Origin of the sequence: Actinomyces sp. HMSC08A09 (assembly GCF_001807465.1) — a bacterium.
Classification (GTDB): domain Bacteria; phylum Actinomycetota; class Actinomycetes; order Actinomycetales; family Actinomycetaceae; genus Actinomyces; species Actinomyces oris.
Window position 1 is genome coordinate 32,261 of the sequence record NZ_KV789124.1, and the last position, 23,847, is coordinate 56,107.

23 protein-coding genes are annotated in these 23,847 nt (G+C 72.2%); 11 read left to right on the forward strand and 12 right to left on the reverse strand.

What is annotated here, in order from left to right; all coding sequences use genetic code 11:
* Positions 1-197 precede the first annotated feature (197 nt).
* The gene (locus HMPREF3165_RS07350; RefSeq protein WP_060956913.1) at positions 198-698 is read left to right on the forward strand and encodes an NUDIX hydrolase; all 501 of its coding nucleotides are present in this window, start codon (positions 198-200) and stop codon (positions 696-698) included.
* A gap of 220 nt (positions 699-918) precedes the next feature.
* Here HMPREF3165_RS07350 and HMPREF3165_RS07355 read toward each other — a convergent pair whose 3' ends face one another.
* Together HMPREF3165_RS07355 and HMPREF3165_RS07360 are read right to left on the reverse strand one after the other, a co-directional pair.
* Positions 919-1,431 carry a VOC family protein gene (locus HMPREF3165_RS07355; RefSeq protein ID WP_070511999.1) on the reverse strand — a complete coding sequence of 171 codons (513 nt, stop codon included), beginning with the start codon at positions 1,429-1,431 and terminating at the stop codon, positions 919-921.
* Positions 1,432-1,673: 242 nt separating this feature from the next.
* Positions 1,674-2,318: an isochorismatase family protein gene (locus tag HMPREF3165_RS07360; RefSeq protein ID WP_003788031.1), complete on the reverse strand. Its 645-nt coding sequence runs from the start codon at positions 2,316-2,318 to the stop codon at positions 1,674-1,676.
* A gap of 167 nt (positions 2,319-2,485) precedes the next feature.
* On the opposite strand from HMPREF3165_RS07360, the gene HMPREF3165_RS07365 reads away from it, so the two are divergent.
* From HMPREF3165_RS07365 to HMPREF3165_RS12890, 3 genes are all read left to right on the forward strand, one after another.
* Entirely contained in the window at positions 2,486-3,550 is a 1,065-nt protein-coding gene (locus tag HMPREF3165_RS07365; protein WP_003788033.1) for a GlxA family transcriptional regulator, read from the forward strand.
* 333 nt (positions 3,551-3,883) lie between these two features.
* Positions 3,884-4,111 carry a hypothetical protein gene (locus HMPREF3165_RS07370; protein WP_003788035.1) on the forward strand — a complete coding sequence of 76 codons (228 nt, stop codon included), beginning with the start codon at positions 3,884-3,886 and terminating at the stop codon, positions 4,109-4,111.
* Positions 4,108-4,509, forward strand: a complete 402-nt coding sequence (locus HMPREF3165_RS12890) for a PIN domain-containing protein (protein WP_003788037.1) — start codon at positions 4,108-4,110, stop codon at positions 4,507-4,509. Before HMPREF3165_RS07370 ends, HMPREF3165_RS12890 begins: the two co-directional genes overlap by 4 nt.
* Positions 4,510-4,767: 258 nt before the next feature.
* On the opposite strand, the gene HMPREF3165_RS07380 is transcribed toward HMPREF3165_RS12890, so the two are convergent.
* Entirely contained in the window at positions 4,768-6,096 is a 1,329-nt protein-coding gene (locus tag HMPREF3165_RS07380; protein ID WP_070512002.1) for an alpha-amylase family protein, read from the reverse strand.
* A 38-nt stretch (positions 6,097-6,134) separates the two neighbouring features.
* On the opposite strand from HMPREF3165_RS07380, the gene HMPREF3165_RS07385 reads away from it, so the two are divergent.
* A complete protein-coding gene (locus tag HMPREF3165_RS07385) occupies positions 6,135-6,752 on the forward strand; it encodes a TetR/AcrR family transcriptional regulator (protein ID WP_070512004.1) in 618 nt (205 codons plus the stop codon).
* 131 nt (positions 6,753-6,883) lie between these two features.
* On the opposite strand, the gene HMPREF3165_RS07390 is transcribed toward HMPREF3165_RS07385, so the two are convergent.
* The 7 genes from HMPREF3165_RS07390 to HMPREF3165_RS07420 all read right to left on the reverse strand — a co-directional run bounded on the left by HMPREF3165_RS07390 (position 6,884) and on the right by HMPREF3165_RS07420 (position 13,350).
* Entirely contained in the window at positions 6,884-7,381 is a 498-nt protein-coding gene (locus tag HMPREF3165_RS07390; RefSeq protein WP_176747021.1) for a Dps family protein, read from the reverse strand.
* A 117-nt stretch (positions 7,382-7,498) separates the two neighbouring features.
* Positions 7,499-8,203: a hypothetical protein gene (locus HMPREF3165_RS07395; RefSeq protein ID WP_070512007.1), complete on the reverse strand. Its 705-nt coding sequence runs from the start codon at positions 8,201-8,203 to the stop codon at positions 7,499-7,501.
* A gap of 547 nt (positions 8,204-8,750) precedes the next feature.
* A complete protein-coding gene (locus HMPREF3165_RS07400) occupies positions 8,751-9,143 on the reverse strand; it encodes a type II toxin-antitoxin system VapC family toxin (protein WP_003788050.1) in 393 nt (130 codons plus the stop codon).
* Positions 9,140-9,361, reverse strand: coding sequence for a type II toxin-antitoxin system Phd/YefM family antitoxin (locus tag HMPREF3165_RS07405; protein ID WP_070512051.1), 222 nt, complete (start codon positions 9,359-9,361; stop codon positions 9,140-9,142). The genes HMPREF3165_RS07400 and HMPREF3165_RS07405 overlap by 4 nt, the downstream gene beginning before the upstream one ends.
* Before the next feature lie 219 nt (positions 9,362-9,580).
* Positions 9,581-10,390: a hydrogen peroxide-dependent heme synthase gene (gene hemQ / locus HMPREF3165_RS07410; protein WP_003788055.1), complete on the reverse strand. Its 810-nt coding sequence runs from the start codon at positions 10,388-10,390 to the stop codon at positions 9,581-9,583.
* A gap of 40 nt (positions 10,391-10,430) precedes the next feature.
* Positions 10,431-11,861: a ferrochelatase gene (locus HMPREF3165_RS07415; RefSeq protein WP_083303239.1), complete on the reverse strand. Its 1,431-nt coding sequence runs from the start codon at positions 11,859-11,861 to the stop codon at positions 10,431-10,433.
* The gene (locus HMPREF3165_RS07420; protein ID WP_070512010.1) at positions 11,854-13,350 is read right to left on the reverse strand and encodes a glutamyl-tRNA reductase; all 1,497 of its coding nucleotides are present in this window, start codon (positions 13,348-13,350) and stop codon (positions 11,854-11,856) included. Before HMPREF3165_RS07420 ends, HMPREF3165_RS07415 begins: the two co-directional genes overlap by 8 nt.
* 292 nt (positions 13,351-13,642) lie before the next feature.
* Between HMPREF3165_RS07420 and HMPREF3165_RS07425 the strand changes: the two genes are divergently transcribed.
* From HMPREF3165_RS07425 to HMPREF3165_RS07450, 6 genes are all read left to right on the forward strand, one after another.
* Positions 13,643-14,908, forward strand: coding sequence for a uroporphyrinogen decarboxylase (locus HMPREF3165_RS07425; RefSeq protein ID WP_370991898.1), 1,266 nt, complete (start codon positions 13,643-13,645; stop codon positions 14,906-14,908).
* Entirely contained in the window at positions 14,905-16,581 is a 1,677-nt protein-coding gene (locus HMPREF3165_RS07430) for a protoporphyrinogen/coproporphyrinogen oxidase (RefSeq protein WP_070512013.1), read from the forward strand. The genes HMPREF3165_RS07425 and HMPREF3165_RS07430 overlap by 4 nt, the downstream gene beginning before the upstream one ends.
* Positions 16,582-16,710: 129 nt before the next feature.
* On the forward strand, positions 16,711-17,838 hold the full coding sequence (locus HMPREF3165_RS07435) for a hydroxymethylbilane synthase (protein ID WP_070512016.1): 1,128 nt from the start codon (positions 16,711-16,713) through the stop codon (positions 17,836-17,838).
* A gap of 4 nt (positions 17,839-17,842) precedes the next feature.
* Positions 17,843-18,841 (forward strand): uroporphyrinogen-III synthase, encoded by a 999-nt coding sequence (locus HMPREF3165_RS07440; RefSeq protein WP_070512019.1) that lies wholly within the window; start codon positions 17,843-17,845, stop codon positions 18,839-18,841.
* A 307-nt stretch (positions 18,842-19,148) separates the two neighbouring features.
* A complete protein-coding gene (gene hemB, locus HMPREF3165_RS07445) occupies positions 19,149-20,198 on the forward strand; it encodes a porphobilinogen synthase (protein WP_003788068.1) in 1,050 nt (349 codons plus the stop codon).
* 253 nt (positions 20,199-20,451) lie between these two features.
* The gene (locus HMPREF3165_RS07450; RefSeq protein ID WP_370991899.1) at positions 20,452-21,825 is read left to right on the forward strand and encodes a glutamate-1-semialdehyde 2,1-aminomutase; all 1,374 of its coding nucleotides are present in this window, start codon (positions 20,452-20,454) and stop codon (positions 21,823-21,825) included.
* Between the two features lie 202 nt (positions 21,826-22,027).
* Here the strand turns inward: HMPREF3165_RS07450 and HMPREF3165_RS07455 are convergent, their stop codons facing one another.
* A complete protein-coding gene (locus HMPREF3165_RS07455) occupies positions 22,028-22,969 on the reverse strand; it encodes a macro domain-containing protein (RefSeq protein ID WP_020992009.1) in 942 nt (313 codons plus the stop codon).
* Positions 22,970-23,107: 138 nt separating this feature from the next.
* Positions 23,108-23,488: a thioredoxin family protein gene (locus tag HMPREF3165_RS07460; RefSeq protein WP_060956929.1), complete on the reverse strand. Its 381-nt coding sequence runs from the start codon at positions 23,486-23,488 to the stop codon at positions 23,108-23,110.
* Between the last annotated feature and the right edge of the window lie 359 nt (positions 23,489-23,847).

Below are 23,847 nucleotides of genomic sequence, written 5' to 3' on the forward strand. Positions count from 1 at the left end.
GCGCTGGGCCCCACCCATCCCGCCACTCACCTCCTACCTCCCACACACTTCGACCGAATCTTCAAAACAGACCCGGAGCCGCGTCGTTTATGAAGATTCGGTCGAAGTGTTAGGCGAGTGCCGGCACTTGGCAGCTGCCAGCCCCCGCGGTCGCCTCCCACTCCGCCCCGCGGCGGGTGATCGTCTAGGCTCGCGGCATGGCGACTCCGGAGTTCATCGTCTCCCTGCGACAGAGGATCGGGCACGACATGCTGTGGCTGCCGGGGGTGAGCATCGTCGTCGTCGACGAGGCCGGCCGGCTCCTGCTGGGGCGGCGCGCCGACAACGGGCGCTGGGCGGTGGTCTCCGGCATCCCCGAGCCCGGCGAGCAGCCCGCGGTGGCGATCCGGCGCGAGTGCCTGGAGGAGACCGGTGTGGACGTGGAGGTGCTGGCCATCACAAGCGTGACCGCGGGCGAACCCTTCGCCTTCCCCAACGGGGACAACTGCGTGTTCATGGACATCAACTTCGTGGGGCGAGCGAGGCCCGGCAGCGCGGATCGCGCCCACGTGGCCGACGACGAGTCCACACAGGTGGGCTGGTTCGCACCGGATGCGCTGCCCGAGCCGCTGCTGAGCTCGACCCCCGGACGCATTGAGGCGGCCCTGGCCTGGCTGGCCGACCCGACGTCGGGCGCGCGCTTCCACCCGGCGTCCTGACGCCGGCTGCCGCCTTCGGTCGGGGGCATCGACGGGGACATTCAGGGACGTCGACGGGGACATTCCGCGCGTCGGGGTGCCGTCTCTTCCGGCCGGGGACAACCTGCGCGTGCGGGGACGGGATTCCTGTCCCCGCACGCGCCGATGGCACCCGCCGACGGCAAAGTGTCCCCGGCGGCGTCGAATGCCCCCGGCGCACGAGGGCGCACAGCGGCTGCAGTCAGGCCTCGGGCGCCTCGATGCCGATGCGCCGGAGGCCCTCGGCCTGCGCGCTATTCGGGTCCAGGGGCCTGGCGGCGGTGAGGATGACGCGCACGCCCTCGAGGGTAGCGACCTCGACCTCGCGGGAGTTCCACGGGGTGACGCGCGGGCCGGTGACGCTGCCCGGCCGACGCTGCTCGCAGGCCGCGGCGATCTCGTCGATCTGGGACAGGACGCAGGAGAAGCTGACGCTCATCGAAGGGCCGTCGGCCGGGGCGGGTGCCTGCGGCGCCGGCACCAGGAGGACATCCTGGAAAGCCCAGCGGCGCAGGTGCACCAGCTGGCCGGGAATGCTGAACAGAGTGAAGAAGCCCAGTGCCTCGGTCCAGAAGTCGACCGAGGCGTCCAGGTCCGACGTCGGGACAGTGACGAACATCGGCATGCCGTAGATGCCGTGGAAGGGCTCGGGCGGTTGGGCGTCCTCGCTGGGCGCGGGCACGGGGCTCATCTCGAATGCGTTGAAGGTGCTCATGCGGGGCAGCCTCGTCCCTCACGCTACGTGAGGGTCAAGGTGATCCGCGTTGCTGTTGGCCGCGCTGTCGGGGACATTCTGCCCGGCGGGGTGCGGTCTCGTCCGGACGGGGACAGTCCACGCGTACGGGGACGGGAATCCTGTCCCCGACGGCGTCGATGGCACCCGCCAGCGGCAAAGTGTCCCCAACGGCGTCGAATGTCCCCGGCTGCGACAGCACGCCTCTGTCATCAATAACGTCGTCAGAATGGAGCCATCGCAGAGACGACGAGGTTGCTGCGCGGCAGCGGCTCGCGGCGAGCCAGCGCCCGGCACCAGTCGTCGGCAGTGGTCACCGCCGCCCAGTTGGAGTGCAGCAGCGCCATGAGCGCGGTGTGCACCGTACGCGCATCGACCTTGCCGGCGCGATTGCGCAGGCTGATGGCGCCGACGGCGTCGGAGAGCACCTCTGTGGCCAGGCCGATCGCCTCTCCCCAGGCCGCCGAGGCCAGGACGCAGTTATTCGCCATGAAGCCGACGAGCGTCACGGTATTGACGCCCTGCTCGTGCAGCCATGCGGCGAGGTCGGTTCCCGCGTAGATCGACCCGTGGTGCTTGACGACGCTTTTCCACTGCGGGGTCCGTCGGCGCTCGATGCTCGGGCGGAGCTCGAAGCCCTTCCCTCCAGGGGCGAAGGTGGCGCCGCCGGGCGGACCGGCGTGCTGCACGCAGACCACGGGGAGTCCGGCACTCTCGGCGGCATCGAGTACCTGCTCGATCCTCTCCATGCAGTCGCGCAGGCGCGGGTAGCGGATGCGCAGCGGCAGACGAGCGTACTCATTCTGTACGTCGATAAGGACCAGGGCTCTGCGCAGGGCGGTTAGGTCCGGTTCATCACGATCAGTCACAGTGTCTCCAAACGTGCGCGCCGTGGCGCGGTGGTTGGGTGGTAACACTCAGGATGTGCAATCGGACTGGTGTCCACCAGTGGCGCATATGCTACGTAACGATGGTTTCACGCCAGGTGTTGAGGGACACGGTTCGGCGCCAGGCGGGACGTGCTCAGGGAGGTCGCATGCATATCGCCGTCTACGCCTTCGACGGCATCACCATGTTCCACCTGTCGATCCCCCAGATGGTCTTCGGGACCGTAAGCCGACTGGGTCTTGCCAACTGGCAGGTCTCACTGTTCACCACCACCTCCGAGTCGGTGACGCCCCCACAGGAGGCCGCGGCTCCCGCGGAAGGTGCGGGCCCACCGCCGTCCACCGCGCCATCGCGCACCACCACCATCCGCACCTCGGAGGGCTACATCCTTGGTGGTCTGGGAGGTCCGGAGCTGGCGAGCGAGGCCGACGTCGTCGTAGTCCCCGCCTGGTTCTCCGACGGCCGCCCCGCCGGGGAGGAGCTGCGCTCACTCCTGAAGACCGCACATGCGCGGGGAGCCTGCGTCGTCGGCCTGTGCCTGGGGGCGATCCCCTTGGCCGAGGCCGGTCTCATCGGCGGGCGCCGAGCGGTGACGCACTGGCGGGCCTTCGAGCCGATGGCCCGCGAGCACCCGGAGATCGCGCTGGACGAGTCGGTCCTCTACGTGGACCATGGCGACGTTCTGACCTCGGCGGGTGCGGCGTCGGGCCTGGATGCCTGCCTCCACCTGGTGCGCACGCACCTGGGGGCGCAGACCGCCAACGAGGTCGCACGCCAGCTTGTCATCGCACCGCATCGCGAAGGCGGGCAGGCACAGTACATCGAGCGGCCGGTGCCGCCGCGCGCCGACGACGACCCGATCGGTAGCACGGCAGCCTGGGCGCTGGAGCACCTGGGCGAGCCGCTACCCGTGGAACGGCTGGCGAGGACGGCACAGATGAGCACTCGTTCCTTCATCCGTGCCTTCCGGGAGTCGACCGGCATCGCGCCTGCGGCATGGGTGCGAGCGCAGCGGGTGCGCGAGGCCCAGCGCCTTCTGGAGAGCACGGACCTGGCGGTCGAGCAGGTGGCCTCGACCTGTGGCTTCGGCAGCGCCGTCACTATGCGTCAGGCCTTCGCCCGGATACTGAGCACGACACCGTCGGCCTACCGATGCCGGTTCCGCACCGTTTCTCCTGACCCCGCCGAGATGCGAGGCCGCACTGACATCTGAGGCCTCACCGCCGGCGACATCGACGGGGACTTTCTGCGCGGCGGAGTGCGGTCTCTTCCGGACGGGGACAGCCCACGCGTTCGGGGACGAGTTTCCTGTCCCCGTACGCGTCGATGGCACCCGCCGGTGGCAAAGTGTCCCCAACGGCGTCGAATGCCCCCATCAGCGTGCGGGCCCCCAGCCCTCGACCACTGGAACGCAAGCGCGGCCGACACACCCACCCACACGAGCCCCCTACCTCCACTCCGCGGGCGGTTCGACGACGAGCGGCGCCTCACCAGGGGCGCGCACCTCGGTGCGAGGCGTCTGCGCCACCCTTGGTATGATTCGGGTATGACTCAGAAGATCGCGGTGAGCCTCCCTGACGAGCAGGTCATCTCGATCCGTCGCGCGGTCGAGCAGGGCAGGGCGCCATCGGTGTCGGGCTTCATCAGCGCGGCGGTCGCCCGTGTGCAGCGGGAGGACAACCTCGCCCAGCTGCTGGACGACCTTGATCGCGAGCTCGGCCCCGTCGACGACGCCGACCTGGCTTGGGCGGATAAGGCACTGGGGCTGGCGTGACCACCACCGGTAGGAGAGGCGTCAAGGGCCTGACTCTCGACACCGGCGCGTTGCTCGCGCTTGAGCGCGGGGACTCGCGGGTCCGCGCGCTCCTTCGCCGAGCACTAGAGACGGGCCTGCCTCTGAGTATTCCCGCCGGCGTCGTGGCACAGGCCTGGCGGGGCGGTCCGCGGCAGGCCCGCGTCGCACGACTGCTCGCGGATCCCAGCGTGCACGTGGCGCCACTGGACGACACGACAGCGCGAGCCGTCGGCCTGCTCTGCGGACGCAGCGACCATCGGGACATCGTTGACGTTCACGTCGCCCTGCTGGCGCAGGAGCAGGGGCACACCGTGGTGACCTCTGACCCTGAAGACCTGAGCGCGGTCCATCCCAGTCTCCCACTCATCACGGTCTAGACGAGCGTCGCAAGCCCCGGCTGCAAACCCCTGCCGGCGACATCGACGGGGGCATTTCGCGCGGCGGGGTGCCGTCTCTTCCGGACGGGGACAGCCCACGCGTGCGGGGACGGGATTCCTGTCCCCGTACGCGTCGATGGCACCCGCCGGAGACAAAGTGTCCCCGACGGCGTCGAATGTCCCCGTCAGTGCGAGGGGCTGTCTGCACCTCGACTGGCTAGGACGCCGGCACGGCCACCCCCGCCAGCGCGCGCCCCCTCACTCCGCGGGCGGCTCGACGACGAGCGGCTCCTCTCCTGGCGCACGCACCTCGGCGCGGGGTGCCGGTTCCAGGGCAAGGCTCACGTGCAGCCGCTGCCCCTCCTCGCCGACGGCGTCGTAGGACAGTCGTGGGTTGTCCAGCTCGGTGACCTCGGTGCGGGCGCGCACGAGCCAGGGGTGGCGGCGTCGCAGCCCGATGAGGTCCTGGTGGAGCCGCAGCATCCAGGCGCCCTGCGGCGCGAGCCCGGACGGCGCGGCCGGCAGGGCGGGGCGGACCTCGTCGTCGCCGCCGAGAGTCTCGGTCTTCACCCCCCGGAAGGCCTGCTCGTCCCCGTAGTAGACGCTGGGCACGCCGCCCACGGTCATGAGCAGGACGACGGCGAGCGCCGCCCCGCCGGCCCCGACCTTGCTGGCGATGCGGGTGACGTCGTGGTTGCCGACGAAGGTGGCCGGGACGAACCGGTCCAGCAGCTCGTTGTGGCGCTTGAGGCACCAGTCGAGCTCGTAGAAGTTGACGTCGGCCAGCGAGCTCCAGGTCGCCTTCCACAGCTCGTACTGGGTGACGGTGTCCACGGTGGAGGCCTCCACGAAGCCGGCGTAGTCGCCGTGGATGACCTCGCCCATGAACCAGGCGTCGGGGTGGCGCTCGCGCACGGCGGGCAGGACGCTCGCCCAGAAGGCGGGGTCGACGGCGTAGGCGGCGTCCAGGCGCCAGGCGCTCGCGCCGCGGTCGAGCCAGTGGGTGAGCACTCGCACGGCGAGGTCGTGCACCTCGGCGGAGTCGTGGTTGAGGGCGGCCAGGGACTCGTGCCCCTCGAAGGTGGCGTAGCCGGGGCCGGTCGGTCCGGCATCGCTCCCGCCAGCACCATCCCCGACGGCGGCGTCGTCGAAGCGGAAGAGGCCGCACTCCTCTCCCCCGGCGCGGGCGGCCCGGAAGAGGGGGTGCTCGGTGCCGACGTGCCCGAGGACACCGTCAAGCATGAGGGCCAGGCCTCGGGTGCGGCAGGCTTCGGCGAGGCGGTCGAAGGCGGCGTCATCACCCAGGCGGGGGTCGATGCGCAGGTGGTCGGTGGTGTCGTAGCCGTGGGTGGAGGAGGCGAAGATCGGGCCGAGCGAGAGGCCGTTGGCACCGAGCTCGACGGCGTAGTCGAGCCAGGGCTCCAGGCGGTCCAGGCGCGCGGGGGCGCCGGGCTCGGTCAGGGGCGCATCCGGTTCGGGGCGGATGGGGGCGCCGGTGGCGCCGAGGGGGTAGACCTGCCACCAGATGGCGTGGTCGATCCAGGCTGGGGTTGCGGGACGGTTTATTCCAGGTGACTCACTAACCATGCCTCCAAGGGTGCCGCCGCACCCGTTAGCATGTCAAGGTGCCGTCTCGTACCGACAAGCGTCCCCGCCTGCGCATGGATCCCGCCGAGCGCCGCGAGCTGATCCTGTCCGCAGCGAGGCGGGCCTTCGCAAGCCGCCCGTACGAGGAGGTCTCACTGGTCGAGGTCGCGGCGGAGGCGCAGGCCTCCGAGGCACTGGTGCACAAGTACTTCGCCGGCAAGGCCGGTCTCTACGCCCAGGTCCTCCGGCGTGCCGCTGACGAGCTGGCCGAGCGCACCCGGAGGGCCGACGACGCCCTGCCGGAGGGGTCGTCGGCCCGGGACCGAGTGCGGACCGCGGTGCTGACCTATTTGGACTTCATCGCCGAGCGCTCCCCCGGCTGGGTGACCTACCAGGCGCTGGCCGGGCACGACCCGGGCGACGAGGCGGCCCGAGTGATGCGGCAGGCGCGCGAGGCGGCGGTGGCGGCCTTGGCCGAGGTTGTCGGCGGCAGCCGGGGCCACCGCGACGACTTCGCCCTGTGGGGCTACCTGGGATTCCTCGACGACGCCTGCCTGCGTTGGGTGCACGCCGGCTGCCCTGACGACCAGCGCCACAGCCTGGTTGACGCGGCGCTGGGCTGCCTGGAGGGGGCGCTGGGCGACTGGCGGGCATGAGATCTGGGACCGCCCCCGGCGAATGACACCCCGGAGCCAGCAGCCCGGCCCGCAGACACGAACGTGGGGCCCACCCCTCAAGGAGGTGGGCCCCACGTGATGGAGTCAGCGCATCAGCGTAAGCCTCGGGCTCAGCGAACAGGCTTGCGGACCTCGGCGGAGAGGAACCAGGCCTGCTGCTCGAGCTTGCCGATGAGGTCCTCGACGATGCCGGAGGAGGTGGGGTCCTCGGAGTCGACGTCCTCGTCCACGCCGCGCAGGGTGGCGACGACGGCCTCGATGGCGGAGACGATGTAGGCAACGCCCTCGCTGGTGAGGATCTCGCCCTCAGGGGCGGCCGGCACGGTGGTGGCGGCGGAGACGGTGGCCGGGCGGCCGTCGGGGACGGCGTTGATGGCGCGCATGCGCTCGGCGACCTCGTCGGAGCCCTCGCGGGCGATGTCGACGACCTCGTCGAGGTTGAGGTGGACGTCGCGGAAGTTCGGGCCAACGATGTTCCAGTGGATCTGCTTGCCGACCAGCTCGAGGGCGATGAGGTCGGTCAGAACGCGCTGGAGGTTGTCGCTCAGGGCGGCGGAGGCGGTGAAGGAGAGGTTGATGGACGGTGTTGTCATGGTGTCTGCGTTCATGGCCATCACTTTACTACATCGCCAACCTCCGTGGGTGTTACTTATGATTCACAGGCAAGCCATACCTCACCCGAAACCAAGGCTCACCTGCCCGGACGGACTTCTCTGGCGATCCACTCAGCCGACCTTGCAGGTGTTCGGCTCGCCGGTCTCCTCCTCCTCGGAGGCGAGCCAGTGCCCGTTACTACCGGGCACCATGATGTTCTTCGCCGGGATGCGCGCCTTGTTGGATGGTTCGGTGACGTCCTTGCCCTGTGCGTCGACGTAGGTCACCTGCGTCATGTCCACGCAGTAGGAGACGGTGGCGCTCTGGCCGTCGGCGCTCATGGCGACCTCGGAGATCGCCACCTTGACGGGGGTTTTGGCCTTCTGCCCCGTGTTCTGCAAGGTAGCGGCGTCGTTGATGAGCTGCTGCTGGAGGTTGCCGGTGGTGACGGTGGGTACCTTGCTGGTGTCCTGTCCGCCGCCGACCCACAGCTTCCAGGACATCTGGTCGTAGGCCACGAAGTCCTGGAGGATCGCGACCCGCTTGACGTCGAGGTCGGCGGGGATCGCGGTGACGGTGTACCCGAGCTGGGCGTCCGACAGGGAGGCCGCCGTGACGGTGCCGGCGGTGCTCGACGCCGTGGCGGCAGCTGAGGAGGCCGACGTCGGCCGCCCCGTGGAACCGGCTCTACTGGCGGGCGCCTTGGCGTCGGGTTTGGAGTCCTTGGAGGAGCAGCCGGTCAGGGCCAGTGAGCCGGCGAGCAGCAGGCAGCCCAGTGCGGCGGCTCGACGACGGCCCCCGGCTCGACTCGCGGGGCGGTTCTCGGCATGTGCCACGGGGGCTCCTGACTGTCGGCCGGAATCAACCCGGCGGAAACCAACCCGCTGACAGTACCGCGAAGGTCACGAACATGTCTCGACCTTCGTCGCCCTCCTTGCTACACCCCTGTTCTGGCGAGGGTACGTGATGCCAACAGTCCTCAGAAGGAGGAACCAGGCCTGCTGCGCAGGCTTGCCGGTCAGGCCATCCAGGATGATGGCCGATGTCAAGGGCTCGTTATCGACAGGGACACCGTGCGCACTGGGGGACAGGATTTCCGTCCCCCGACGCACAAACAGCCCCCGCCTGGAACGGAGTGCCCCCAGCCACGGTGAAGTGTCCCAGACAGCGTCGAAGATCCCCGTGAGGAAGCGAGCCGACCGAGGTCTCCCCGCCCACCGCGACGAGACCGGACCAACCTGACCAACAGCCCGGGACACCCGGTCCGGGCAGTCGCGGTCACCTTGGCGACAGCTGGAGTCTCACCAATGGCCCACACCCCGCCACCCGCACCCCAACACAGGTCGCCAACGTCATGAACTCATACATCTAGGCAACGACCACTCACCACAGGATCGTCACACCGGACAGTTCCTCGAAGGCCGGATCGCGCGTCACCAACGCAAGCGACTCGTACATCGCTTGCGCCGCCAGCATCCGATCAAAGGGATCGCGATGCGACCACTCAAGCTGCCCGCTCAAGCGCGCGTGCGACCACTCGATGGGCAAGAACTCCGCTCCGAGCCGTCGCACGTGCCCCTCGAGAGCATCCAGCCACGGCCCCGCTCCAGGCAGTTTCCCAATGCGGTTCTTGGTATGCAGCTCCCATGCACTGGCGGCGGAGACCACCACGAGATTCCCTCGGTCTCGCAGCACCTCGACAGCCCTCCCGCCCAGACGCGAGGGCTCATTGATCGCCCACATGAGCGCATGCGTATCGAGCAGGTAGCCCTTCATGCACCCTCCCAGGCACTCAGCTCCTCCTCCGGCAGCTCGTCGAAGAACGTGTCCGGCAGCTGGTATCCGCCGAAGCCCAGCTCCCGCTCACCCCCGACTGGAACCAAGCGCGCCACTGTCTGACGCCCTCGGGCGATGTTGATGGTCGTCCCCTGCTCGACCTCCACCAACAGCGCCGACAAATGCGTCTTCGCCTCCTGAACCTTCACCGTCTTCATGCATTGATGGTCCCAGGAGAAAGCGACCTGGTCAACCAGGTTGGTCAGGTTGCACCGCCGCCCACCCTCATGGTCGGGGACATTCCCCTCCGGCCAGGGACCAGTCACGCGTTGGGGGACAGGATTCCTGTCCCCCAACGCGCAGGATGCCCCCGTCTGGAGTGGAGTGCCCCCGACGGCGTCGAATGTCACCGGCCGAGTGGAGTGTCCCCGGCCCGTTCAGGCCCAGGGCTGGCGCTGAGCCCACTCCTGCGGGCTGACGCGGCGCCCGGTGTAGAAGGGCGTGTCCACGCGCACGTGCATGCGCGCCTCCGTGTAGCGCTGGTGGTGCAGGACCCCCTCGAGCCGGTCGAGGCTGTCGGCCTCGAAGCCGAGGATCCACTCGTAGTCGCTCAGGCCGAAGGTGGACAGCGTCGAGCCCTTGACGTCGGGGTACTTGGAGAAGCCGTGGCGCCCGTGCTGGGCCATCATGCGCGAGCGCTCCTCGGGCTCGAGCAGGTACCACTCGTAGGAACGCACGAAGGGGTAGACCATGACCCAGTCGCGCGGCGCCACCCCGGCCAGGCAGGCCGGCACGTGGCGGGGGTTGAACTCGGCGGGCGTGTGCAGCCCCATGCAGGACCACACCGGCTCCAGATAGCGGCCCAGCGCACTGCCGCGCAGGCGGTGGTAGGCGTCCTGCAGGACCTCGGGGTCGTCGTCGAGCCACCACACGAGCAGGTCGGCGTCGGCGCGCAGGCCTCCGACGTCGTACCAGCCGCGCGTCGTCACGCCGCCGGCCTCGACGAAGTTGGCGCTCTCCCCCAGGAGCTGCTCGCGCTCGGGCTGGGAGGCGGGCAGCGGGCGGGCCAGGCGGAAGACGGCGTAAAGGGTGTAGTGGTACTGGTTGTTGATGGCCTCCAGGTCGACGTCGGTGGCGTCGCGCGGGTCGCGGTGGGGGCGGCGCTCCTCGTCCTCGAAGCGGTGCAGGCCGCCCTCACCGGGGTGACCGCCGGGATGTCCGTGCTGGCCGTGGGTGTCGGTGCTCATTCTCTTCTCCTGGTTCGTATCGGAGCTACTGGGGTTGGGGCTATCGGGGGTCAGCGCCGTCGGTCCCGTGGTGAGCGGGCCGGCCGGGGTGGCCGGCCCCGTTCCGGCAGCAGGAATCCGGGCAGACCGTGTGGAAGGGGCCGACGCCGGTGGTCGAGTCGGGCCGGACGTCCTCACCGCGGGCAGCAGCGGCCCGCTCGAAGAGGATGTCGACGAGGGAGTCGATGAAGGCCGGGTGGGTGCCGACGGTGGCGGCGCGCACATACGGCATCCCCAGGTCGCGGGCGGTCTGGGCGGCCTCGGTGTCGAGGTCGAAGACGACCTCCATGTGGTCGGAGATGAAACCGAAGGGGGCCACGACGACGCCCCCGGGTCGCTCCACGGGGTGGCCGTCGATCAGGTGCCCGGCGGCCAGGGCCTCAAGGTGGTCGTTGACGTCCGGTTCGAGCCAGCGGGCCTGCGGCGGGCCGGAGCGCGAGCAGTAGACGAGGTCGGCCTCGACCGTCTCCAGGCCGAGACGACGGGCGACCTCGGGCACGAGCACGGCGGCGAGCGCCTCGTGCTGGGCGACGTAGGAGACCTCCGTGGACAGGTCGGCGGCCACACCCGGCTCTCGCCGCCCGGCGCCGGTCGGGCCGGAGACGCCGGAGGCGCCGTGAGTGCTCTCAGCGCCATCCCCCGGAGCGGAGCCGGCCTCCATGCCCAGGGGGATGGAGTGGGTGACGAGCACGAGGCGCGCGTCCGCGGCCGCCACTCCCTGCTCGGCCAGCGCCCCGTAGGCCTCGACGATGGCGTCAATATTGGCCTGCAGCAGCCCGGGGGTGTTGTAGTAGGGGCGCGTCTTGTCCACCGTGAGCTCCACGGGACCACCCCCGTCCCCGCCGACCCGGGCGGCGGCGTCGGCCTCGAATCCCTCACCGGTGGAGCCGTCCGCGCCGTCGGCGAGCAGGGAGACGGCACCGGCCAGGTCCTCGCGGTACTGGCGGCACCCGGAGTAGGAGCCGAAGGCCGCGGTGGGCAGGGCCAGGACGCGGCGGGCCCCGGCGTCGGCCAGCTCACGCAGGGCCTGGCTGACGAAGGGGTGCCAGTTGCGGTTGCCGACGACGATCGGCAGCGTCGAGCCGCGCTCGGCCAGGCGGGCCTGGATGGCGTCGCGCAGCTCGGCGTTGCGCGCGTTGATCGGGGAGGCGCCGCCGACGCTCTGGTAGTGGCCGGAGACCTCTACGAGGCGCGAGTCGGGCACGCCGCGGCCGGCGGTGGCGTTGCGCATGAAGGGCAGGACGTCCTCGGGGCGGCGGGGCCCGCCGTAGGACTGCAGGAGGATGGCGTCGTAGGGGGCCAGCGGGTCGAGGGCCGGAACACTGGCCGGAGCTCCGCCGAGGTCGGCACCCGGGAGGGCATCCAGGCGTGCGTCCAGGCGCGTAGGAGCCTCCTGGGTGGGCCCGGGCACGGGCGCGGCGGTGTCAGTCATGGTTCTCTCCTGTGCTTTCCAAACCCCAGACGAGCTCGAGGGCCTGACGGTAGGCCTCCTCGCGGCCCTCCTGGCCGGCGCGGCGAGCCATGACGGTGGGCTGGTGGAGGAGGCGGGCGGCCAGGTGGTGCAGGGCCCGCTCGGCCTGCGCCAGGGGCACCATGGGTTCGCCGTCGATCTCACCGGCGGCCTCGAAGCCGGGCTCGGCAGCGAGGTGATGGTGGGGGCAGGCCCCTGCGGCGGCGTCGGCGCTGTTGACACCGCTGACGCCGGTTCCGGCGCGCCCGTCGACGGCGGGGACGGCCAGGGCGAGCCGGCGGGCGGGCTGGGGGCGCAGGCGAGCGGCCTCCTCGGCGACGACGCGACCCACCTGGGCGCGCAGGGCGGTGATGAGGGGGTCCATGGCCCGGCCGGCCAGGGTGCGCTCGAAGTCGGCGGCCTCGGCCTCGACGATGGCGCGGGCGGCGGTCACCTGCTGGGCCTCGGCCTCGGGAACGGCGTCGCGCACGCGGGCCAGGTCGAGGTGGACGACGCCGGGCAGGGCGCCGACGGCCTCATCGACGTCGCGGGCCAGGGCCAGGTCGAGGATGACGAGCGGGCGACCGTCCCCCCCAGCCGAGCCGGCGCGCTCGGCGGCGACGGGGGCGACGACGTCGGCGGTGAGGATCGGCCCGCCAGTGCCGCGGCAGGTGACCACGAGGTCGGCGCGGCTCATGGCCTGGCTCAGGGCGCCGGTAGGGACGGCATGCAGCCCATGGCCGGCGGCGAAGGCCTCGGCGCGGTTGGAGGCGGAGTAGACGGCGATGTCGGTCAGGCCTCGGGCGCGCAGGTCGGCGACGGTGGCGCCGGCGTAGGAGCCGGTGCCGACGATGAGGGCGCGGCAGTCCTCCAGCGGCGGCAGGTGGCCGGCGGCCTGATCCACGCCGACGGCGACGACGCTGCGCCCCTGACCGGACAGCTCGGTCTCGTGGGCCACTCGGCGGGCGGTGGCCGAGGCGCGCTCGACGACCCGCACGAGCTCAGGGCTGAGCGTGCCCTCGTCGGCGGCGGTCTCGGCGGCGCGGCGGACCTGGCCGACGATCTGGGCCTCGCCGACCACCATCGAGCTCAGGCCCGCGGCGATGGCGAGCATCTCCCGGCGGGCGGCCGCCCCGACCAGGTGGGTCAGTAGGAGGCCGCTCGGGGGGAGCCCGGCGCGCTCGGCCAGGAAGGCGGTGATGGTCTCCCCCAGGTCCGACGCCGCGGCCGACTGGCTCGCGTCCGCCGGAGAGAGGTCCGGGTGCAGGGCCGCCGGACAGCCGGTGTCGGCCCAGGAGTCGGCATCGATGAGCAGGGTCAGGCGGTTGCAGGTGGACAGCACCAGGACCCCGCGCAACGCGGGGACCGCCTCCAGGAGGTCCGGCCCCAGCCCCGGGGCGACCGCACCGAGCCGGGCAACGACGTCGAGGCCCGGCAGTCGATGGTCTGCGGAGAGAAGATGAGTAGTCACAACGTGGGCTATTGAAACATCACCGTGGGGAGCAGGCACAATAGCGGCGTGGCGACACACACCCGACATCATGACAATGCGTCATCACCACATTTCTGACACCTTGTCAGGACCCGACGGACGTCTGGAACGCCGCACCATTACGCGCAATAAACCCCCTCTGACCACTGCTGACAGGAGGCAGTCGGATATGTCTCGCATTCAGTTCCCTTATCGCAGGGAAAGCACGCGGCGTCAGCATTCTTCGCCCGATAACGGCGATTTCGTCACCGGCAGTTCACACAATGATTCAATGACTTCCGAGCCGGCGGCGCAGGCTGCCGAAGCGGCGGGGCCTGCTGGGACCACGACGGGACCGGCTCCGTCGCCGGCGCTCCTGGAGGCGCTGGCGGGGCGGAGGCCCGCGCACACACCGGTGTGGTTCATGCGTCAGGCGGGACGGTCGCTGCCGGAGTACCGGGCGCTGCGGGCGCGCGCCGGCGTGCCGATGCTGGATGCCTGCCTGGATCCTGCGCTGGCGGCGGAAGTGACGCTGCAGCCGGTGCGGCGCCACGGCGTCGACGCCGCTGTCTTCTTCTCCGACATCATGGTGCCGTTGCGCCTGGCGGGCGTCGGAGTGCGGATCGAGGAGGGCGTCGGGCCGGTCCTCGACGCCCCGGTGCGCAGCGGCCGCGAGGTGGGCGAGCTGGTGGCCCGCCGCTTCGGTGACAGCCCCAACGCCGAGGGGGTCGGGGCGATCGAGGAGGCGGTGCGGCGCGTCGTCGTCGAGCTGGGCAGTCCGCAGGCGCCGGGCGTGCGCGAGGGGCTGAGCGAGCGGGCGCGGACCGGGCTGGAGCACAGTGCCGGGTCGGCGGGGTGGACGCCGGTGCTCGCCTTCGGCGGGGCGCCTTTCACGTTGGCGGCCTACCTGGTAGAGGGCCGGCCCAGTCGCGACCACCTGGCGGCGCGCACGCTCATGCGCGCCGACCCCGACTCCTGGGACCGGCTCATGACCTGGTGCGCGCGCCTGACCGGCGAGTTCATCGCCACCCAGGTGCGCGCCGGGGCGGCCGCGGCCCAGCTCTTCGACTCCTGGGCGGGCTCGCTGTCCCCGCGCGCCTACCGCGAGCGCGTGGCCCCCTACTCGGCGCTCGCGCTGGATGTCGCCCGTCAGGCCGTCTCCCCCACCACCGGTGAGGCGGCGCCGCTCATCCACTTCGGGACCGGGACCGCCCGGTTGTTGGGGCTCATGCGGCAGGCGGGGGCCGACGCCGTCGGCGTGGACGAGCGCATCGAGCTGGGTGAGGCCATTGAGGCGCTGGCCGAGGCCGACCCGCAGGCGGGGGCCTGCCCGGTCCAGGGCAACCTGGACCCGGCGCTGCTGGCGGCGCCGTGGCCGATCCTGGCTGAGGAGCTCGACGCGGTGCTGGCCGCCGGGCGTGCGGCGCCGGGGCATGTGGTCAACCTGGGGCACGGGGTGCCGCCGGCCACCGACGCGGATGTCCTCACCCGGATCGTGGCGCGGGTGCACGGCTCGGCCGACTGGGAGTCCGTGGCTCTGGCCGGGTGGGAGGCATGAGCGGGGAGGCCGTCGGAGAGCGGCGGTGGGACGCGCTCGTCATCGGCGGCGGGATCGCGGGCCTGACAGCGGCCTGGGACCTGGTGCGCGCCGGTCTGCGGCCGTTGCTCATTGAGGCGCGCGGCTACACCGGCGGGCTCGTCGCGGCCGGGAGCATCGGCGGGGCGCGCATGGACCTGGGCGCCGAGGGCTTCGTCGTGCGCGGCCAGGCGGCCACCTCGATGCTCGCCGAGCTGGGGCTGCGCACCGCCGCCCCGCACGGCCGGCCCCGGCTCTTCCTGCCGCCCCTCGCGCCGGGCGCCGGCGCAGGTTCGTCCCGGTGGGGGCTGCACCGGTTTCCTGACCACGCCTACCTGGGGATCCCGGCGGACCCGCTGGCGGCTGACGTCGTCGCCATCATCGGGCAGGAGGCCGCGCGCCGGGCCGCGCAGGACGCCGACCTTCCCGGTGCGGTGGGCACCGGCCCTGAGGATCCGGGCGACCTGGCCTCCTTCGTGACCGCGCGGATGGGGGCCGGCGTCCTGGAGCGCCTCGTGCGGCCCATCGTCGCGGGCATCCACTCGGCCGACCCGGCGGACCTGGCGGCCGACGTCGTCATGCCCGGGCTGCGGCGGGCGACGGCGGAGCTGGGGTCGCTCAGTGCCGCTGTGGCGGCGGTGCTGGAGCGGCGTCGGGCCCGGAAGGACGGGGCGGGTGGTCGGAGCGTGGACGCGGCCGTCGAGGGCGGGCTGTTCCGGCTCACTGACGCGCTGCGCGAGGCCATTGAGGCCGGCGGCGGGAGCGTGCGCACCCGCACTGGCGCCCAGTGGCTGCGGCCCGGCGGAGGCCAGGACTGCACGGACGGGGAAGCGCCAACCGCCTGGCGGGTGGGGATCGCTCCGACGCGCCGGGGTCCAACGCCGTCGGACGAGCCGGTGCCCGATGGCGCGCAGGAGGTCGTGGCCACCGACCGCGTCGTCGTGGCCTGCTCGGCGGGGGCCGCGCTGCGGCTGCTGCGGGGGATTCCCGGGCTGCCTGCGAGCGCGACGGAGCTGACCGTGCCGGTGGGGGCGCCGATCGCCCGCTTCACGCTGGTGGCGCGGGCGCCGGAGCTCAGTGGCGAGCCGGTGGGCTCGGGGCTGCTCGTGGCGCCCACCGGCGTTGCTGAGCCCGCTGGTCGCGGTGAGCCCGTGGCAGCGGCGTCGTCGGCCGGCGCCGGGGCCTCTGTGCCGGACTCTCATGGCACGGTTCCCGGTGGGGGGTCTGCGCGCCCGGTGGCCTGCCCGGTGCGGGCCAAGGCGCTGTCGCACCTGAGTGCCAAGTGGCCGTGGGTCGGCGCCGAGCTGCGGGCGCTGCACGGCCCGGACGTCCACGCGCTGCGCCTGTCCTACGGTCGGCCCGGGCAGCCGCGCCCCCAGGTGGATCTGCAGGTGGCGCTCGATGACGTGGCGGCCCTGACGGGGGTGCGGATCGAGCCGGAAGCGGTCATCGACCACATGCTGGTGCGCTGGGACGGGACGCTGCCGCCGGTGACGCCCGCCTACCGGGAGCGCACGAGGCTCCTGGAGGAGGACCTGGCGCCGGTGACGGGACTGGAGGTCACCGGGGCGTGGGTCGCGGGGACCGGGATCGCGGCCGTCGTCGAGCACGCCCGCGCCGCGGCCGGGCGCCTGATGGGTTCCCATGGCGGGTGAAGCGCCGCGCCGGGACGGGGGTGGGCGGCGCGTTCGTATATTAGGTCGCGAGTTCGTACCCCCAAGGTACGAAGGCGAGCCCTACGGTACGAACGCGACGATGGAGAACCGTGCACGAGGAGGGGATGGATGACCACGACAGAGACGGACTCCCGGCGGCTGAAGCTGGGCACGCGCGGCTCGCGCCTGGCGCTGACCCAGTCCGGGCAGGTCGCTGAGGCACTGATGGCGGCCGGCGGGAGCGGTGCGGCCACCGCGGCTGGCAAGGCCAGCGAGGGCTCCGGCGGCCTAGGCATCGACCTGGTCACCGTGCGCACGGACGGCGACGGCGACCGCACTCCCCTGCGACAGCTCGGCGGGGTGGGGGTCTTCGCGGCCCGGCTGCGCCACGCACTCCTGGATGGCGAGGTGGACCTCGTGGTCCACTCCTTCAAGGACCTGCCCACGCAACCGGTCGAGGGACTGGAGGTCATCTGCGTACCGGCGCGCGAGGACCCACGCGACGCCCTGTGCGCCCGTGACGGCCTGACCCTGGCCGACCTGCCCGAGGGGGCCCGTGTGGGCACCGGCTCGCCGCGCCGGGCCGCCCAGCTGCTGGCCGCCCGCCCCGACCTGGAGGTGGTGGACCTGCGCGGTAACGTACCCACGCGCCTGGCGCGGGTGCGAGGCCTAGAGGCGGTCGGCGTCGGCACCGATGAGCCGGTGGCGCCGAGCCGAGCCGATGCCGCCAGCGACCTGGACGCGGTGGTCCTGGCCCTGTCGGGGCTGCGGCGTCTGGGGCTGGAGCACTGCGCGAGCGAGGTCCTGGACCTGGAGACGATGCTGCCCGCTCCGGCTCAGGGGGCCCTGGCCGTGGAGGCCCGAGCCGGCGAGGACTGCACAGAGCTGGCCCGGGCCGTGGCGGCGCTCGACGACGAGCCCACGCGCCTGGCGGTGACGGCCGAGCGGGCGCTCATGGCCCGGCTCGGGGCGGGCTGCGCAGCGCCGGTGGGGGCCTGGGCGCACCTGCGGGGCGACAGCCAGGAGCCGCGAGCGCTCGTGCTGCGGGCGGTGGTCACCTCGCTCGATGGTGGCCAGGAGGTCGGCTGCGAACTGAGCACGGAGTTGCCCGAGACCTCCGGGGGGCCGAGGACTCCCAGTGACACGGCGGCGGTTCGGGCGGCCGAGGCGCTGGGGGTCAGGGCGGCCGAGGTCCTGTTGGAGGACGGCGCCGACCAGATCGTCGACCTGCACGCCAACAAGCCCCGGCGGGGCTGAGGCCATGGCGCAGTCCACCTCACGCACTGACTCGGCCGGGAGCCTCCCGGGCAACCCCCGGGAGGGCGGCGGGGCGCCGCTGTCGGGGCGGGTGGTTCTGCTGCCGCGCCTCAAGGAGCGCGACCGCATCGCCTCGGCGCTGGAGCGGGCCGGGGCGATGGTGCTGCGGGCCGCCGTGACGCGGACGGTTCCGGGTGAGGCGGCGGCACTGGAGGCGACTGCGCGCAGAATCGCGGCGGGCAAGGCGGCCTGGCTGGTGCTCACCTCGGCCCGAACCGTGGAGGCGCTGGCACCCTACCTGCACGTTCCGGTGCCCTCAGCGCTACGGGTGGCTGTCGTCGGTCCGGCGACGGCACGTGCGTGGACCGAGCTCACCGAGACCGCCCCCGACCTGGTGGCCCGAGGCTCGGCCGCCGCCCTCCTGAAGGAGCCCGCGCTCGCCGGCGGCCCAGAAGCCACCCCATCCCCCACCCGAGACCCGGGTTCAGGCATAGGCCCCTATGGCTTCCCCAATGCCGCCGGCTCTCATGACTCCGACGGGAGAGCCCGCGCCTTCAGCGATGCTCCCGATTCCCCTCACGGCGCTCCGGAGGCGGCACGGCGGGTGCTGCTGCCGGCCTCGGCTCTGGCCGACCCGGCACTGGCGGACGGCCTGCGTCGGGCGGCCTGGGAGGTGGAGCAGGTGGCCGCCTACACGACCGTCACAGCAGAAGCCCACGACCTGCCCCCGGACCTGGATCGCGCCTGGGCCGCCGGAGGTGTGGACGCGGTCGTGCTCACCGCCCCATCCACAACGCGGGCCGTCCTGGAGCTGCTCGGCCCACCGCCGCAGGGAACTGGGTTGGTGGCCATTGGCGCCACCACGGCGGCGGCCACCCGCGAGCTCGGTCTGACGGTCGCAGCCGTCGCCCCCTCCCCCACGCCCGAGGGGGTCCTCCAAGCCACCATCGACGCCATCCAGGCCACCACAGGCCCCGCTCATGCCCCTCAGGAGCCGCCGTGATGGCCGCGCACCGGCGAAAGTGTCACGATTGGCGACTTTTCATCGCCGCGGCCGCCCCCAGCGCACCTGCCTCTCAGATATTCGCCCAGGTCAGAGCCTGGTACTCCGATGAGCTCAGGAGCCGCAACCCCGCTCGGCACGACTAAAAGTCGCCATCCGTGACACAAAATCATCCCGCAGCCTCCCAACCCGACGCGAGTGTCCCCGCACAGACCTCCTCAGACCCACCCGATCCGCCTCGTTCCAGTCATTCCAACACTTTGGATGGCCTGCGAGGCGGCGGACCAACAACCACCAGGAGCACCTCATGACCGACGCCCTCCGACCGGCCGCCGACTTCCTGTCGCGCCGCTCCGTCCCCGACCCGCAGGCCCCCACGGTCCGCCCCCGGCGCCTGCGCACCACCCCCGCGATGCGACGCCTGGCGCGCGAGCACGTCGTGGACCCATCCGCCCTCATCCTGCCGGTGTTCGTGCGCGAGGACATTGACGACCCCCGCCCCGTGGAGGCGATGCCGGGGGTCGTCCAGCACACGCTGGATTCGCTGCGTCGCGAGGCCGCCGCCTGCGCCAAGGCCGGCATCGGCGCCATCGACCTGTTCGGCGTTCCCGCCACCCGGGACGAGGCCGGCACGGCGGCCTGGGCCGAGGACGGCATCCTCAACCGCGGGATCGCGGCCGTGCGCGCGGAGGTCGGGGACGAGGTCGTCGTGTGCGCGGACACCTGCCTGGATGAGTTCACCAGCCACGGCCACTGCGGCCTCATCCGCCCCGACGGCCCGCGCGCCGGCGAGGTCGACAACGACGCCACCCTGGCCACCTACCAGGCCATGGCCGTCTCCCAGGCGGAGGCCGGGGCCCACATGGTCTCGCCGTCGGGGATGATGGACGGGCAGGTCGCCGCGATCCGCGCCGCCCTGGACGCCACCGGCCACGACGACGTCGCGATCCTGGCCTACTCGGCGAAGTACGCCTCGGCCTATTTCGGGCCGTTCCGGGAGGCCGTGGGCTCCACGCTCACCGGGGACCGGCGCGCCTACCAGCAGGATCCCGCCAACCGCCGCGAGGGCATGCGCGAGGTGATGCTCGACGTCGCCGAGGGGGCGGACATCGTTATGGTCAAGCCGGCCGGCCCCTACCTGGACGTGCTGGCCGACGTCGCCGCCGCCTCCCCGGTGCCGGTGGCCGCTTACCAGGTCAGCGGCGAGTACGCGATGGTGGAGGCGGCCGCGCAGCGCGGGTGGATCGACCGCGAGCGCGTCATCGCCGAGTCGGTGCTGGGTATCGTGCGCGCGGGGGCGGACATGGTTCTGACCTACTGGGCCCGGGAGATCGCCGAGAACCCGGCCCTGCGGTAGGTCGAACGATCAACCGCAGACTGTACCTGCGACGCCAGTACCCGGGGCCTACGGTGCGTCCACGATGCCTGGATACCCGTTTTTCGACACGGCTCGAGCGGCGCGCTGATCCGGTAGTTTGTCAGGCAGTCCCGCCCGGTACGGCTCACCGGCCCGAACCGGCCCTGACCAGTTCATCGACAGGATCACCGTGACTCAGCAACCGCAGCCCGCAGGCCGGCCCTCCAGTGCCACCGCCTCGACCAACACCTCCCTGTTCGAGGCGGCTCGCGCCGTCATCCCCGGGGGCGTCGACTCCCCCGTGCGCGCCTTCGGCTCAGTGGGGGGCACGCCGCGGTTCATCGCCTCGGCGAGCGGTGCCCACGTCACCGACGCCGAGGGCCGCAGCTACGTGGACCTGGTGGGCTCGTGGGGCCCGGCGCTGCTGGGCCACGCCCACCCCGGCGTCGTCGCCGCGGTCCAAGCGGCCGCCGCCCGCGGCCTGTCCTTCGGCGCCCCCACCGCCACAGAGACGCTCCTGGCCGAGGAGGTGCGCCGCCGAGTGCCGGCCGCGCAGAAGGTGCGCTTCGTGTCCACCGGCACCGAGGCGACGATGACGGCCGTGCGCCTGGCCCGCGGCGCCACGGGCCGCGACCTGGTGGTGAAGTTCGCCGGCTGCTACCACGGGCACAGTGACGGCCTGCTCGCGGCGGCCGGCTCGGGTCTGGCCACCGGCGGCCTGCCGGGCAGCGCCGGCGTGCCCGCGGCCGTGGCCGCGCAGACGATCGTCCTGCCCTACAACGACGTCGCCGCCCTGGAGGCCTGCTTCGCCGAACGGGGCGCCGAGATCGCCGCGGTCATCACCGAGGGCGCCCCGGCCAACATGGGGATCGTGCCGCCGGCGCCCGGCTTCAACGCCGCGATCCGCCGGGTGACCGCCGAGCACGGCGCGCTCATGATCCTCGATGAGGTCCTCACCGGCTTCCGCGTGGGCCCGGCCGGCTGGTGGGGCCTGGAGGCCATCGACGGCTGGACCGCGGACCTGCCGGGCCTGGCCACTGAGCCCGCCGACGTCGCAGCCCCCTCCTGGCCGGGTGCCGACTGGCGCGAGCGCGCCGCCTGGGTGCCAGACCTGGTGACCTTCGGGAAGGTCGTGGGAGGCGGGATGCCGCTGGCGGCCATCGGCGGGCGGGCGGAGGTCATGGACCTGCTGGCGCCGGACGGGCCGGTCTACCAGGCGGGCACGCTCTCAGGGAATCCGCTGGCCACGGCGGCCGGCCTGGCTACGCTCCAGCTGGCCGACGACGCCGTCTACGCCTCGGTGGCCGCCCGCGCCCAGGCCATCAGCGAGGTGGTCTCGGCAGCCCTGACCGAGCAGGGCGTGCCCCACCGCGTGCAGCGGGCGGGCTCGCTGTTCTCCTTCATGTTCGGGCAGCGGGGCGTGAGCGACTACGAGGCCGCTCGTGCCCAGGAGACCTGGCGCTACGGTCCCTTCTTCCACGCCTTCCTCGAGGCGGGGGTGGGCCTGCCGCCGTCGGTCTTCGAGGCCTGGTTCATCTCGGCCGCGCACGGCGAGGCGGAGCTGGAGGTGATTGCGGCTGCGGCCCCGGCAGCCGCCCGCGCCGCGGCCCGGGCTCAGGCGAACTGACCGCCCTCAGTGGATCTGGTCCAACGTCGGCGCCCAGAGCCGCACGCACTGCACGAGGTCTGGGACGTACTGGCCGGAGGTTGTCCGTACTGCACGAACCCCCGCACCGCGTGGAGTACACCCACCTGTCGGCCAGTGGCACCCGACCCTCGTGCAGTACGCCGCCTCGGGCGCATTGAAGGCTCAGGCCTCTCGCAACCTCTCACGGCCTCCAGGGCGGCGGGGCGAGGGCGGCCTCGTAGGCGGCGACGTCGACGTCGGCGTTGAGGCTGATGACGATGCGCATCCGGGAGTCGGGGTGGGCCGCCAGCCAGCGGCCGATCGTCTCCAACGTCACCAGCGCGGCCTGCCGCTTGGGGTAGCCGAAGACGCCCGTGGACAGCGAGCACAGGCCGACGCTGCCCAGCCCCGCGGCGTGCGCGACGTTGAGGACGCTCGTGTAGCACGAGGACAGCAGGCGCCGGTCGCGCAGGGTCGGCTTGCGCCCGTCCTCGATGACGGGCCCCACCGAGTGGATGACGTGCTGGGCCGGCAGGTGGTAGCCGCCGGTGAAGACGGCCCGGCCGGCGGGCTCCCCGCCCTGGCGACGGGTGGGGTCGAAAGTCTCCGCCCAGGTCATGTAGCGGGCGCACTCGGCGCGCAGGGCCGGCCCCGCGACGGCGTGGATGATGTTGTCGATGCAGCGGTGCCCGGGGGCGAAGCAGCCGAGCATCCCGGAGTTGGCGGCATTGAGGACGGCGCCGGCGCGCAGCCGGGTGAGGTCGCCGCGCCAGAAGGCCACGTTGCGGCCCAGCAGGCCGGGCACGTGGTCGGTGATGGCCAGGGGCGGGATCTCGGTGGCGTCGACCATGCCGCGCTCGGCGGCCTCGGCCTCCAGGAGGGTGTCGAGGTCGGCGGCGATGTCCTCGGGCAGGGGAGCCGGGGGGCGGGCGGTGAGGAGGAAGTCGAGCATGGTGCGCAACTCGTCGGGGTCGGTGGGGACCGTCGAGTCGATCCAGTCCGTGGCGCCCTCGGGGTCAGAACGCAGGAAGGCGTAGACGAGGTGGCGCACCAACGCGTCGCGGCCCGAGGCACCGACGGGGACCGCCCATCGGGCTCTGACAGCGTGGCTGACGTGGGACTCCAACTTCACGCGGGCCATCATAGGATATCAAAACGTAATGTTCTGCCCTTGGGTGGGCGAGCCGGGCAACAGACAACGACGTCGCCCGGAAACGGCGGGTTCCCGGGCGACGTCGGACGGCTGCAGGGGCCGGCAGGCGGCCCCGCGGTACCTGACGGATCAGGCCTGAGCGCCGGAGGCGGCCTCCTCCTCGGCGATCTTGGCCTTGAGCTCGTCCATGTCGAGCTCGCGCACCTGCGTGATGAGAGAGTCCAGCGCGGGGGCGGGCAGGGCGCCGGCCTCGCGGTAGACCAGCACGTTGTCGCGGAAGACCATGAGCGTGGGGATCGAGGAGATGCCCAGGGCCCCGGCGAGGTCCTGCTCGGCCTCGGTGTCGACCTTGGCGAAGGTGATGTCCGGGTTGGCTTCGGAAGCCTTCTCGTAGATGGGGGCGAAGCGCATGCACGGGCCGCACCATGAGGCCCAGAAGTCGACGATGGTGATGCCCTCGCCGTGGATGGTGTCCTTGAACTCGGGGCCGGTGATGTTCTTGGTGGCCATGAGTGTTCCTTTCAAGACTGTGGAGACAGATGGGTTCCACTGCGGCCAACACGGCCGGGGCCCAACCTATTCCTGGAGCCGGCGAATCCTCGTGGCGGGGCTGCCCGGCCTTGCACCGGTACCGTCTCCGTCTACCAGCACCACCCGCCCCATCACCTCCGGCCGATGCAGCACCCCTTCTGCCATTGCCGCCCGGCCTCCCACTGGCACCGCGCACCCTCCGGTCACCACCTCCCACACTCTTGCCGGCACCACTCGACCTCGAGCCTCCTGCGGACGGGGACATTCCACGCGGCCGGGTGCATACCGTTCCGGACGGGGACACCCGACGCGTCCGGGGACAGGATTCCGGTCCCCGA